We start from the raw sequence: 12,587 nt of genomic DNA on the forward strand, positions 1-12,587 counted from the left end.
CCGTCAGAAACTCCCGCAACAGATCATCCATGAGCTACGCCTTACTAAGCTGGACCTCGATGCTGCACCGCCTGGAATTGGCGGAAGTCCGCTCCTAGATCGTTAGACAACCCTTTTCACGGTCCCGTTAATTTCATCCTCCGTGCTAATACGGATATTGAAGAGAAGTTTGCGGTTCGACCTCGTGCGATAGCGGATTTCGGCAATCCTCGATCCGGCTTCCGCCCGCAAACGCGATAGGTAAACGCAGAGATAACGGCGTCACGACAGACGCAAAAAAATCCAGTCAATGTCGGGAGACACGTCAGGGCCGGGCCAATTGAATCAAATCACCGGCGATTGGCATCGCAAATGCGGCCTTCGGTCGATGTGCTGACGACATAAGCAAGACCGCGCTCGCGGTAAACGAACTCTTACCCGCCGTGCGTCGCAGACAATAACGCGCTAACCCAGCCGCGCAGCGGCGGCATGGCGCTCGGCAAGACAGTCCCTGACCGCGCCGAGCAGCGCATCGGGCGTGAACGGCTTGCGCAGGCAGCGCGCCGCGCCGAGCTCGAGCGCCATCCTCAGAAAGTCGGGCGCCGGCGAATTCAGATCCGCGAAGGCATAGCCGGACATGGCGATCAGCGGCGTCGCGGGCGCGCGGTCATGAAACAACCGGATCGATTCAAAGCCGCGCATGTGCGGCATGAAGATGTCGACAATCATCAGGTCGAACTGTTCGTTCTCGATCGCGCGGAGTCCCGCCTCTCCACCATCCGCGATCGTCACCCGAAAATTGTTTCGCTGGAGATAGATTTCGATGGCCATAGCCACCATTGGGTCGTCGTCGACAACGAGAATATGGCGCAGACTTTGTGTCGTTGTTTGAATTTCCCGCTTCGGCGATTCAAGAATTGAACCGTGGCGCACGCCGTTCTCCTCTCGCTTGCATTGAAATCGTGATGACCGCGCGTGCGACCGGCCCGGTGCAACATGCGATCGGGATGAAGGCGACGTCCGCGGCCAAGCTTCGCAACGGCGCGAAGTCATGTTTGACGGCTGAAGAAAATCGGCGAATGAGCGAAACACCATGGACCGGCGAACATCCACTGGAAAGACGGATGCGAACTCTGCCGTCGGTTGCCCGTCTCCGGCTCATGAGGCCCCCTGCCACACTTTCCCGGGTTGCGACGCGGATTTGGCTCGCCGGGTGTGTGCGCGAATCAGCACGCAGTTCTTATTTCCGCCGCAAATGCGGCAAGCTGTCTGCCCTGCAACAAGTATAGCAGGTATATAGACAGCAACACAACCATTACAATATATTCTGGTAGCCGCGCAACTTGATGACGAAGCGCGACGCCGACGTCCCGTGGTACGTTTCTGGGACGCCTCATGGCATGCGTTGGATTGCTTCGACATGATCGCGAGCGGCCGCCCGCCCAACCAGCTGCTGCAAATGCTCGATGCAGCAGACTTCGATCTGTTGCGCCCTTACCTCGTCACCACTGAATTGGTCAGAGAAACTGTCTTGAGCGAAACGGATGCGGCGCTGCGATATGTCTACTTCCCGCACGACGGAGCCGTTTCGATCACGGTGGGGCTCTCCGAAGGGCAGACAATCGAAGTGGCGATGATCGGACGCGACAGCATCGTCGCCGGCGGCGCAGCCCTCGCCGACGGAATCGCCGTATCAGACGCCATCGTGCTCCTTCCGGGCACTGCATCCGCCGTTGAAATCGCGGCGTTTCGCAACGTTGCGACTGCGAGCATTCCGTTGTGCGGCCTGGTTATCAGGCATGAGCAAGCCCTGTTCGCGCGCGCGCAGCAATCCCTGCTCTGCAATACGCTTCATCCTGTCGAGGCCCGGCTGGCACGCTGGCTGCTGCGGGCCCACGATCTGTACGACAGACAAACCCTCCCGCTGACCCAGGAAACACTGGCCCAGATGATGGGCGTAAAGCGAAACGCCGTTTCACTGGTCGCCCATGCGCTGCAACGAGCCGGAATCATCCGCTACAGCCGAGGCCGGATCGAGATCACCGATCTGCGTGCGCTGGAAGCAACCTCCTGTGCTTGCTATGCAACCGGAAAGGCAACTCACGCGCGCCTGTTGGCGTGACCTCGATGATGTCAGCGCTACCAACGGCTGCATGCCGATGTGCACAGCAAGCGTCACCGAGTCATCGCCAAAACTGCGCCTACCAACATGTCCTAATTGCCAATGTATCCCGATGGGAACAAGATGGAACTTGTTATCGAGCGAGGAATCGATTTCGAACAATGACTGTTTGACTGACGGGAGGCAGCTTTGGAAACGATGGTGCGCCCATCCAACGGGTTCCTGTCGGCGCTGTCGGCAGACGATTATGAACTGATCCGCCCATATCTTCGCACGGTCGATCTGCCGCATGATGCCGTTCTGGTCGAGACCGGCGAGACACTCAAGCGCGCTTACTTCCCGCACCGGGGCGTGATCTCGCTGGTCGTGAAGCTCGCCAAGGGCGAGCATGTGCAAGTCGCCATGATCGGCCGCGACAGCCTGCTTGGCGCGTTCTCGACCTTGGGGGATGCATGCGCGCTGAACACCGCCATCGTGCTCGTTCCCGGCGTCGCATCGGTGATCGACCTCGACCGGCTGCGCATGGCGGCTGACCAGAGTCACAGCCTGCGAACGCTTCTGACGCGCCACGGGCTCGCCGTCTACGCGCAGGTTCAGCAGACCGCCGGCTGCAACGCGGCGCACCCGGTCGAGGCGCGGCTCTCCCGCTGCCTGCTGCACACCCATGATCTGTCGGGCGACTATCGGCTGCTGCTGACGCAGGAGGCCATGGCGCAAATGATCGGAGCACGGCGCAACAGCGTGTCGCTGGTCGCCAATACCTTGCAACAGGCCAATTTCATCCACTACAGCCGTGGACACATCCAGATCCTCAATCTGGAGGGGCTGCGCCAGACGGCGTGCGAATGCTACGCCACCGTCAAGGCCCAGTACGATCGGCTGCTCGGGCCCTGACCGCGCGCACGGAGCGGGGGATGGTAAAGCAAGTGCTTAGCTCAGCCCTCAAACACCGCGCTTCTTGTGACCAGAACTGCAATCGGAAGGACTTAAGTTTCCCGGACGCCGCATCATTGGGACCGGGACCACCATGTTCGACGCCTCATTCGCGCCTGCGCCAGGCACGCACGCTACCGCGTCCCAGCGCGAGCTTGAGCCGCTGCGCGAGGCCGGCGCGTTCGAGGCACTGGTGCGCGAGATCGGCGAGGACGGCGCCTGCGAAGTGCGCGCGGTGTTCTGGGGCGACACATCTGCGCGGCTCGAGCTGTTTCGCACGCTTGCGTTCGGCCAGCACCGCGGCCGGATCGCGCGCGAGGCGCATTCGCTCAAGAGCACCGCCAGGACGTTCGGCTATCTCAGGCTCGCGACGCTGGCGATGCGGCTGGAGGGCACCGCCGACAGGCTCGACGACGCCGAATTTGGCGATCTGCTGCAGCAGATGGACGCAGCCTTTACCGCCGCGAAGGCGCAGGAACCGCAGGCCTGAGCTTCCCTCCCAAATGCCCGCCGTACTTATACGGTTTGCAATTTTCACAGATGACTAATCATAGGTAGCGATAGTCCCCGGAAACCAGGAGGGTTTCCATGTTCACCTATGAGACTGCGGATCAGAAAGAGGTCCGCCGCTTCCGCATCGCCCAGTTCAACGGCCGGATGGCCACGGTGAAGGCGGGCGAGTCCACGGTGACGGGTTTTGTCCGCTCCGTGCTCGAGCAGGAATCGACCACCCCGCCACGCTGGACCATCACCATCATCCCGAATACGCCGAAGGAAGAGCCGAAGATGCTGCGGCCGACTTCGCGCGTGCGCCCCTTCGCCGAAGATTATTTCTAGGGGCAATGGCGCCGCCGCTACGGCCGCGCCGGATGACGAGCTCAATCGATCGAATGCAGCAGCGCCGCGCGGACGAGGTCCGCAGTGTTGCGCGCGCCGAGCTTGCGCATCGCTTCGGCCCGATGGCTCTCGAAAGTGCGGGGGCTGATCTGCATCCGCAGCGCGCCCTGCTTGTTGGAAAAACCCTCGCTGATCAGCCTCAGCACTTCGCGTTCGCGTTTGGTCAGCCGCTTGCCCGACAGGCTCGAGAGCTCGGCGCCCGCCTCGCGCGGCACCTGCAACGTGCGGCCGACCTGCAACTCGGCATCCTCGGTCATGGACGGAGCGGGCAAGCCGGCCTTGTGCGAGCCGGTGAACTGCTTGACCAGGCCGCAGACGCGTTCGGTCTGGGCCAGGGCGTTCTCGACCACCTGCTGCAAATAGGCGCGGTCGCTCGAGACCGGCGCAAGCTGATCGCTGTGATGCTTGATTTCGCCCATATAGAGCAGGAGTGCAGTCAGGGGGCCCTTCAGCTCGCGTGCGATGGCCGCGGCCATCTCGTCGGCCGCCCTGGCGCGGGCGGCATTCAGACGGACGAAATCGAGCTCTTCAGACGCAGAAGCGCTGCTTTCGAACCTTTCCGACAGCCGCGAATCAGCAATCGTGTCGTTCTGTGACCCCATGTGACTCGTTTAGCGGAACCCGGGGCCTCCCGTGGTTAACTTTCTGCTCCGTAAGACTACGGTGATTTTGTCAGCTTTGTGCTGGAATGCCGGCACAGGCACAATTTATGCTTGCGTTACGCCGCTTTAGCCTCCGCAAAGGTTGATAAAATTGCCTAAATAATAGGCAACTACCAAATTCATTCTTAACGCGAGCCACGCGGGCGGGACCCTGGGCTCCCGCCTTTTACGGATAAATTAACGGCGACTTGCTTCTCTGTGTCACAATTGAGAGCGCGCAAATGCCTCCATGCATTGGGCCGGTCGGCCCGCTGGAAACGTTGCAAGAGATTGCGTGCAATGGACGAGATCGACGAGCTTTCGGAGTTCCTGCAGAAGCTGACGCCGTTGTCGCGCAGCTGTCTGCTGAGCGAACTCGAGCGACTCGAATCCTGCGGCATCGACATGCCGGGCTCGGCGGATATCCAGGCCAAGCTGCGCGCCGAATTCCGCAAGGATGGATCGACCCATGCGCGCGCGACCAATCCGTCGCGCTATTTCTTCGCACCGCTCGAGCTGCTGCTGATCGACGGCGCGCCCGAGCACGCCAATGCGGGACGGATCTCGCGCAACACGCTTACCCCGATCTGGGAATGGATCTGCCGCGATCTGCTGCCGACCATGGCGCGCGACTATACCAAGGCGATCAACGACCAGGTCACCGCCAACAATCCCAAGGAAGTGCTGAAGACCGCGACGATCTTCCAGGGCAAGGTCGTCAAAGTGCTCGAAAATACCCTCGCGTCGGCCGAGAGCACCGAGTTCGCGCGCGCCAAGCTCGCGCAATACACGGCCTCGCGCACCGCCTTCGACGACGTGAAGAAGATGCTGCAGGTGCTGCGCGCCGGCGACGCGCTGCCGAAGTTCAACGCGAAGCTACCCGACACCATCACGAAATTCGACGACGGCCAGGTCGCGCAGATCACCGCGCAACTCGACGCCTTCAAGAAAACCCATCCTGATGCGCTGCCGTTTGCGCTCGCCTTGGTGGCGAGGCGCCTGAAGACGTTCTGGCGGCTCATCTACCTTGCGACCAAGGCGGCTGCGAGCAAGGGCGCTGACGAGGTTGCGACGGCGCCCTACGCGTGCGTCGTTCCCATGGTGCTGGACCGGCTCGACGACAAGCGGCTCGCCTTAAGGATCGCGCTCCGCCACAACCGATTCCTGGTCGCGCGCGACCTGCTCACCGAAATCTACGACGCCGAACATTCGCTCAAGATCCGGATCGACGGTATCGAGCAGAGCGAATGGGGCGTCCGGCTTCAGCAATTGATGGACGCGATCGCCACGCTGGTGGCGGCCGAGGTCAGTCGCTTCCCCGCCAATGTCGGTCACATCCTCGGCTCGCGGCGGCTGCGCAGCCAGGACACCTTGGGCGGCAAGCTGAGCTATCTGGCCTGGAAGGGCCGCGACGCCGTGCAGGACGGCGCGGCAGCGTTTCGCAAATTGATCGGGGTGACCTGATTCGTCCAACGCGCGACGCGATGAAGATGCATCACCGTCGCGCTTTGGGTTGTCGTTGGCGCATGAACCCCTTCGGACTTTGCCGGGTCATGCGCCAGGCGCTATTCGGGCGTGTTCTGCAGCGTCAGGAAGCGATTGAGAAATCGTCCCGACATCACGCATCTGAACCACCAATAGATCATTCGCCGCATCGACATAGCTGCAATCCCTGACAGCCCACCACCGGCTGCGCGCAGCAATAGCGCAAATGCAGCATTGGACGTGTGAGCTGCTTCACACTCGCCCGCCGTCAGACCGGGCGAGTTTGTCGCATAACCGTCACGCGCGACGACGTGCGCGTTCACCTCAATTGCGATGGCGCAGAGAAATTCTATCCGACGTATGACTATAAGGCGGTCGGCATGGCCGAACACGACAAAGCCAGGGCCAATTGAGCCCGGCGTTATTCAATTGGGCGAAGTCCGCGCGTGCCGAGTCCAATTGCAGGACATCGGCTGCGCGCATCGACACTCCGCTCCTCGCAAGATTTCACCGGATCTAGCGCACGGCTGCGCGTGAAGCGCAGGCGGATGTGAAAACTTCTCGAAGAAGATCCGAACAATTTTACGAATGTTGGGAGCTTTAAGGTTATCAGGATAATTCAACAATCGTGTTGAAGCTCACCATATTTGAAGCCCCCCGCGCCGTTAACACACTGTCACGGAACGGGAGTGGTTTGCGATGGAAGACGGGATTGGTGGGCTCGTCGGACGAAGGCTGAAGACCTTCGGACGGCGGAAGATGATGCCGCGCGCATGCGTGGCCGACAGCAAGCGCCATCTGCGCAACTTCATGAGCGAGGTGCTCGAGGATCTCGGCTTCGTCACCAGCGAATGCAGCGGTGCGAGCGAGCTGCAGGCCATGCTCGCCACCGATCTGCCGGACCTGATCCTGCTCGGCATCGCCGCCGACGGCATCGAGCCCGGCCAGTTCCTGGAGATTCTGGTGCGTGAAGGCTTCGACGGCAAGGTGCTCGCTGTCGGTGCGCGCGACTCGATCATCGTGAAGGCCGTGCAGCAGGTCGGCGAGGAATACGGGCTTGCGATGCTGCCGCCGCTCACCACGCCCTTTGCCGCCGACACGCTGCGTGAGCGCGTCGCGATGCTGCTGCCCGAGGAGCCGGCCCCGAGTCCGGCCGTGCATGTCGGCGAGGCCCTGCATGCGGGCTGGCTCGAGCTCTGGTACCAGTCGAAAATCGACGCGCGCTCGCTGGTTCGCCGCGGCGCCGAGGCGCTGGTGCGAATGCGCCACCCGACCTGGGGCGTGGTGCCGCCGGCCTACTTCATCCCGGAGGAACAAGATCCGCATTTCCGCGACTTGTCGGAGTTCGTGATCGAGCGCGCCCTGCAGGACTGGCACTATCTGCTCGAGCGGCAGAGCGCGGTCGATCTGTCGATCAACCTGCCTGCGCCTTATCTGAAGGAGCCGCAGGCCGTGCGCGATCTCTGCCGCCGCATGCCTGTTCATCCCGCCTTTGGGGGCCTGACGATCGAGATTGCCAGCAATGAGGCGATCCACGACCTCGCTTTCCTGACCGAGATCGCGCGCGAGATGAGCTTCCACAATATCGGCCTGTCGGTCGATAATCTCGGCGCCAATTGGCCCGAGCTGATGGGGCTGGACAAGATCCCCTTCATCAAGCTGAAGGCCGACCGGCACTTCGTCACCGGCTGCGGCAATGACCGCCTGAAGCGCACGGTGTGCCGTCATATCGTCGAGCTCGCGCAGGGCTACGGCGCGTGCGCCGTCGCGGAAGGTGTCGAAAGCCGGGCCGACCTGATGGCCGTGAACGAGCTCGGCTTCGATCTCGTGCAGGGCTATCTGTTCGGCAAGCCGATGCCGCTGAAGAAATTTGCCAGAAGCGCGCTGACGCGGACGGTGATGGGGCAGGAGTGAGGCGACAACTTCAGGCGTATCGCCGCGCGAAGAACACGCAGACGACCACGAGCGCCGTCGCGGCGATCATGCTCCATGCAACCGGCTCGTGCAGCAGCAAGCCCGCCAGCGCGAGCCCGAAGAACGGCTGCAGCTGTTGCAACTGGCCGACCCGCGCGATGCCGCCGATCGCAAGGCCGCGATACCAGAAGATGAAGCCGACGAACATGCTGAAGATCGAGACGTAAGCAAGCCCGATCCAGGCCGGCAGGCCGACGCCGTTCCATGTCGGCGGCCAGGTCCAGATCATGACGGGCAGCAGCAGCGGCAGCGCCAGCAGCAGCGCCCAGGAGATCACCTGCCAGCCTCCGATCCGGCGCGACAGCGCGGCACCTTCGGCATAGCCGAGCCCGCACAGCACGATCGCAGCGACCATCAGCAGATCGCCGGCGAGCGAGGCCGAGCCGTCGTTCGACAGAGCAAAGCCCGCGACCGTGGCGCTGCCGAGGATGGCAAACAGCCAGAACAGCGGCCGCGGCCGCTCGCCGCCGCGCAGCACCGCGAAGGTCGCCGTCGACAGCGGCAAAAGGCCGATGAAGACGATCGAATGCGCCGAGGTGACGTGCTGAAGCGCTAGGGCCGTCAGCAGAGGAAAGCCGACCACGACGCCGATCGAGACGATGATGAGCGAGGCAAGATCCTTCCGCTCCGGCCACGCTTGGCGCAGCAAGCCGAGCACGGCCGCACCGATCAGCGCGGCAATGATCGCGCGCGCCGACGTCAGGAACAGCGCCGAGAAGCCGCCGACCGCCACGCGCGTCGCCGGCAAGGAGCCGCTGAAGATGATGACGCCGAGAAGCCCGTTGCCCCAGCCGTTGCCTGCGAATTGCATGTCCATCCTGCCATTTTGGGCCGCGATACTCGGCCCGGGCCGATGGCAAAACCAGTCACAATCCCATACAATCTGGTAGAACTGTATGGATATGGAAGGTCATACACCTTGGATAGCGAGGCGCAGACAAAGGGGCGCGGCGGCACGCGCACCATCGACGTCATGGGCGCGATCCGCGCCAAGGTGGTCGGCCGCGCGCTCAGTGCCGGCGACCGCCTGCCATCGATCCGCAGCCTTGCCGCCGCGATGGGTGTCTCGCCGTCCACGGTGGTCGAAGCCTATGATCGCCTCGCCGCCGAGGGGTTGATCCGCGCCCGCCGTGGCTCGGGCTTCTACGTCTCGCCGACCGCTGCGCCGCCGCTGGCCTTGACCGAGGTCGAGCCGCGCCGCGACCGCGCGGTCGATCCGTTCTGGGTCTCCAGGCAATCACTCGATACGGACGATGCCGTGCCAAAGCCCGGCTGCGGCTGGCTGCCGCCGACATGGATGCCGGAGGCGGCACTGCGACGTGCCGCCCGCGCGCTTGCCCGCAGCGATGCCAGCGTGCTGACGAACTACGGCTCGACGTCAGGCTCGCTCGCGCTGCGCCGGCTGCTGCTCACACGCCTTGCGGAAGACGGGATCGAGGCCCCGATCAATCAGCTGATGCTGACGGGTTCGGGCACGCAGGCCACCGACTTGATCTGCCGCTTCCTGCTGCGTCCCGGCGACACCGTGCTGGTCGACGACCCGTGCTACTTCAATTTTCGTGCACTGCTGCGCGCGCATCAGGCGAAGATCGTCAGCGTGCCCTACACGCCTGCGGGACCCGATGTCATCAGCTTCGAGCAGATCCTCGTCAGCGAGCGCCCGCGGCTCTACATCACCAATTCAGCGTTGCACAACCCGACCGGCGCGACGCTCTCGCTACAGACCGCGCACCGGCTGCTGATCGCGGCGGCCGCCCACGACCTCACCATCATCGAGGACGATATCTTCGGCGATTTCGAGCCGGAGCGATCGCCGCGTCTTGCTGCGCTGGACGGACTCGATCGGGTGATCCGCATCGGCAGCTTCTCCAAGACGCTGTCGGCCTCGGTCCGCTGCGGCTATATCGCCGCGCGGGCCGACTGGATCGAGCATCTCGTCGATCTCCAGGTCGCAACCTCCTTTGGCGGCCCAAGCCCGGTCGCGACCGAGATCATCGCAAAAGTCCTGGCTGGCGGCAGCTATCGCAAGCACATGGACGAGCTCCGGCAAAAGCTCACGCGGACGCGTCGCGATGTCGCGCGAAAGCTCGGGGCGCTCGGCATCGAGCCCTGGCTGATGCCACGCGGCGGCTTCTTCCTGTGGTGCAACCTCGCCGACGGACAGGATGCCACCGCGGTAGCGCGTACCGCGCTCGAAGAGAACGTGGTGCTGGCACCCGGCAATGTCTTCAGCGTGGCGCAGACCGCGCAAGACTTCCTGCGCTTCAACGTCGCGCACATGACCGATCCGCGCATGTGGGACGTGCTGCGGCGGGCGTTGCAGGCGCAGCGCTAGTACCACGGCTCCTCATACACAGGCTCGCCGTCGAGCAGCAGCCGCTTGATGGCGGCGCGGCCTGAGGGGAGCACGGCGGCGACGACGCGCAGCTTCTGCTCGTTGCGGGCCTGCTCGAGCTTCTTACCCTCGCCTTCCGGCACGAAATAGCTTTCCAGACCGTATCTGATTGTCAGCTTGTCGCAGAAAATGCGGTTGGTTGAACCGCAGGAATAGGTGACGCGGCCCCGGATCAGCACCTCGCCCGCCGTGACAGCGACAGGCGCGGCATGCACCGAGACGGCCTGATAGAGGCCGTTGGCATCGGGCGCGAGCTTGACGAACACGAGGGGGTTGCGCTCGGCGGAAGGCTGGCCGGCGAGTGCGCCTGCCGGCAGTTGCGAGATGTCGTAGCCGAGCGTGACGTAGTCGCCGCGCAGGAGATCGCGGGGATCGACCGGCCGTGTCTGCAAGGTCACCTCACGCCCCTCACGCAGGATCTGCATGCGATCGACAGCCATCAGAACCAGCAGCGCGCATTGCAGCAGGATGGCGACGCCGAACAGCACGGCTTTCGGGATACGCGCCCAGAATTTTGTGATGGATTCGATCATCGCCCGGCCCTCGGCAGCATGCGATTGAGCGCGGATGCAAACACGACGGCGATGATGCCTGATACCGCCAGGAAGGCCGAGCGGCGCAGCAGCGAGCCCTTCACCGCCCAGGTGATCGCAGCGATGACGCCAGCAATGCCGAGCCAGCCGGCGACGATGCGGGGACGCACATCATCGAGCACGCCGGAGACGGCGAGGCAGAGCATGGCTGACAGCAGCGCGGCATAGGCGAACCATGGCTCGCCGGCGGCGGAGGCCGGCCAGATCGGCGCGGCGAGCAGCACAAGGCCGATCGCGCAGGCTGCGAGGATTTCGCCGGCGCGCCGCGTGATGCCAGCGGACGCGAGCGCGAGAATCACGCCCGTGACGCCGCACGCAATCGCCCATTGCGGCTGGGCCTCGATCGTCGTTGTCCGAAGGCGGAAGAGATCGTCGACTGTCGTCACCTCCAGGAAGGCAACGACGGCCAGCGAAAATGCGCCGTAGATCGACAGGACGGATCCAAGCCGGTACGCCCGCGGCGATGGCGCGGCTGATATCGCGAGCCCACCGCCAAACAACAGGGCCGCGCCGTGCGCCAGCAAGAAGGACGGCTGGGCGCCATCGAAGTCGAAACGAAGCGACGTCGCGATCCACCAGGGAATGACTGCGATCGCGACCAGATGGGCGGCGACGCGCGAGTTCCACGCGAACGCGATCGCGGCGGCGATGAGCCAGGCCACGACGAACTGGAGATGAAGCGCATCGGGCGCATCGTAGACGCGCATGCAGGTCCAGATGCAGGCGGCGGCAAGACCAACCGCAAGCGCGCCGCGCGAGCCGGTCAGCAGTGCGGCCGCGAAGGCGCCGATCGACCACAGCAGCATGCCGCCGGCGAAGTCGTCGCCGAGATGATACATCTGGCCGACCAGCGCGATGCCGGCGCCGAAGATGATCGCACCGATGCTGGCGCAGAGATCGGCGAGAATGGTGCGGCCGGATGCTGCGAACCACGCCCCGAAACCGCCGGCGACGATCATGCCGGCCAGCAGGATCGCAAACCGCAGCAGGCGCGCGATCTCGGTCCAGTGCGCCGCGACGAAGGCGAGGAACGCGGCTGATATCAAGAGGCCGCCGACGATGGCAACGATAACAGCGATGTTGATGCCGGGTGCGAGTGGCGGCAGCGCATTGCGGATGGAGGCTGCTGCCGCCGGCGCAATCACGCCATCGGCTTCCCATTGCGCGAGGTCGGCCTCGAGGCGCTGCCGGTAAGTCTTGTCGAACATGGTCGTGGATCAGGCTCCCTGCCGGCCGCGGGAGGTTGGTCGGGCTGAGCGGTTGGGAGGTTCAAGTGAGTCCCCTTCGACCAAAACTCGAAAACAACCCCATGCACAGTAGAACGCGATTGTCCGCGCGTTGCAGCGCTTCATCGAACGAAGTATCTGACTTGGTTGCCTAATTCGCCTTGATGCCGGCCTCGTTGATCAGCTTGCCCCATTTCGTGCTTTCGTTCTGGATGAAGCGGCCGAATTCTTCCGGCGAATTCGGCGCCGGCTCTGCGCCGAGGGTTTTGATCTTCTCGGCCACATCGGGATCTTTCAGGGCTTTCGTGAAGGCCGCGTTCAGCCTGCTGATGACATCGGCGG

The 12,587-nt window shown here is 63.5% G+C and carries 14 protein-coding genes; 7 read left to right on the top strand and 7 right to left on the bottom strand.

Annotated features, from left to right (window positions below; genetic code table 11):
* Positions 1-444: 444 nt before the first annotated feature.
* Positions 445-912, bottom strand: coding sequence for a response regulator (locus Q0687_RS04155; protein ID WP_298872613.1), 468 nt, complete (start codon positions 910-912; stop codon positions 445-447).
* Between the two features lie 487 nt (positions 913-1,399).
* On the opposite strand from Q0687_RS04155, the gene Q0687_RS04160 reads away from it, so the two are divergent.
* The 4 genes from Q0687_RS04160 (at position 1,400) to Q0687_RS04175 (ending at position 3,871) form a co-directional block, all read left to right on the top strand.
* Positions 1,400-2,101: a Crp/Fnr family transcriptional regulator gene (locus Q0687_RS04160; protein ID WP_298872616.1), complete on the top strand. Its 702-nt coding sequence runs from the start codon at positions 1,400-1,402 to the stop codon at positions 2,099-2,101.
* Positions 2,102-2,299: 198 nt separating this feature from the next.
* A complete protein-coding gene (locus Q0687_RS04165; protein WP_298872618.1) occupies positions 2,300-2,995 on the top strand; it encodes a Crp/Fnr family transcriptional regulator in 696 nt (231 codons plus the stop codon).
* 133 nt (positions 2,996-3,128) lie between these two features.
* Positions 3,129-3,524, top strand: coding sequence for an Hpt domain-containing protein (locus tag Q0687_RS04170; protein WP_298872621.1), 396 nt, complete (start codon positions 3,129-3,131; stop codon positions 3,522-3,524).
* A 98-nt stretch (positions 3,525-3,622) separates the two neighbouring features.
* Positions 3,623-3,871: a hypothetical protein gene (locus tag Q0687_RS04175; protein ID WP_298872624.1), complete on the top strand. Its 249-nt coding sequence runs from the start codon at positions 3,623-3,625 to the stop codon at positions 3,869-3,871.
* Positions 3,872-3,912: 41 nt separating this feature from the next.
* Here the strand turns inward: Q0687_RS04175 and Q0687_RS04180 are convergent, their stop codons facing one another.
* On the bottom strand, positions 3,913-4,533 hold the full coding sequence (locus tag Q0687_RS04180) for a helix-turn-helix transcriptional regulator (RefSeq protein WP_298872627.1): 621 nt from the start codon (positions 4,531-4,533) through the stop codon (positions 3,913-3,915).
* 339 nt (positions 4,534-4,872) lie between these two features.
* On the opposite strand from Q0687_RS04180, the gene Q0687_RS04185 reads away from it, so the two are divergent.
* Positions 4,873-6,036 carry a hypothetical protein gene (locus tag Q0687_RS04185; protein WP_298872629.1) on the top strand — a complete coding sequence of 388 codons (1,164 nt, stop codon included), beginning with the start codon at positions 4,873-4,875 and terminating at the stop codon, positions 6,034-6,036.
* 101 nt (positions 6,037-6,137) lie between these two features.
* Here the strand turns inward: Q0687_RS04185 and Q0687_RS04190 are convergent, their stop codons facing one another.
* Complete coding sequence (locus Q0687_RS04190) at positions 6,138-6,449, bottom strand: hypothetical protein (RefSeq protein WP_298872632.1); 312 nt, start codon at positions 6,447-6,449, stop codon at positions 6,138-6,140.
* A 307-nt stretch (positions 6,450-6,756) separates the two neighbouring features.
* On the opposite strand from Q0687_RS04190, the gene Q0687_RS04195 reads away from it, so the two are divergent.
* The gene (locus Q0687_RS04195; protein WP_298872635.1) at positions 6,757-7,971 is read left to right on the top strand and encodes an EAL domain-containing response regulator; all 1,215 of its coding nucleotides are present in this window, start codon (positions 6,757-6,759) and stop codon (positions 7,969-7,971) included.
* A gap of 10 nt (positions 7,972-7,981) precedes the next feature.
* Here the strand turns inward: Q0687_RS04195 and Q0687_RS04200 are convergent, their stop codons facing one another.
* On the bottom strand, positions 7,982-8,842 hold the full coding sequence (locus Q0687_RS04200; protein WP_298872638.1) for a DMT family transporter: 861 nt from the start codon (positions 8,840-8,842) through the stop codon (positions 7,982-7,984).
* A 108-nt stretch (positions 8,843-8,950) separates the two neighbouring features.
* Between Q0687_RS04200 and Q0687_RS04205 the strand changes: the two genes are divergently transcribed.
* Positions 8,951-10,366: a PLP-dependent aminotransferase family protein gene (locus Q0687_RS04205; protein WP_298872641.1), complete on the top strand. Its 1,416-nt coding sequence runs from the start codon at positions 8,951-8,953 to the stop codon at positions 10,364-10,366.
* On the opposite strand, the gene Q0687_RS04210 is transcribed toward Q0687_RS04205, so the two are convergent.
* The 3 genes from Q0687_RS04210 to Q0687_RS04220 form a co-directional block, all read right to left on the bottom strand.
* Positions 10,363-10,959: a GDYXXLXY domain-containing protein gene (locus tag Q0687_RS04210; protein ID WP_298872643.1), complete on the bottom strand. Its 597-nt coding sequence runs from the start codon at positions 10,957-10,959 to the stop codon at positions 10,363-10,365. The two genes, Q0687_RS04205 and Q0687_RS04210, sit on opposite strands and share 4 nt — an antisense overlap.
* Positions 10,956-12,227 (bottom strand): DUF2157 domain-containing protein, encoded by a 1,272-nt coding sequence (locus Q0687_RS04215; RefSeq protein ID WP_298872646.1) that lies wholly within the window; start codon positions 12,225-12,227, stop codon positions 10,956-10,958. The genes Q0687_RS04210 and Q0687_RS04215 overlap by 4 nt, the downstream gene beginning before the upstream one ends.
* Before the next feature lie 169 nt (positions 12,228-12,396).
* A partial coding sequence (locus Q0687_RS04220) for a tripartite tricarboxylate transporter substrate-binding protein (RefSeq protein ID WP_298872648.1) occupies positions 12,397-12,587 on the bottom strand: 191 nt, incomplete at its 5' end.

It is taken from the genome of uncultured Bradyrhizobium sp. (assembly GCF_936928535.1).
Classification (GTDB): Bacteria; Pseudomonadota; Alphaproteobacteria; order Rhizobiales; family Xanthobacteraceae; genus Bradyrhizobium.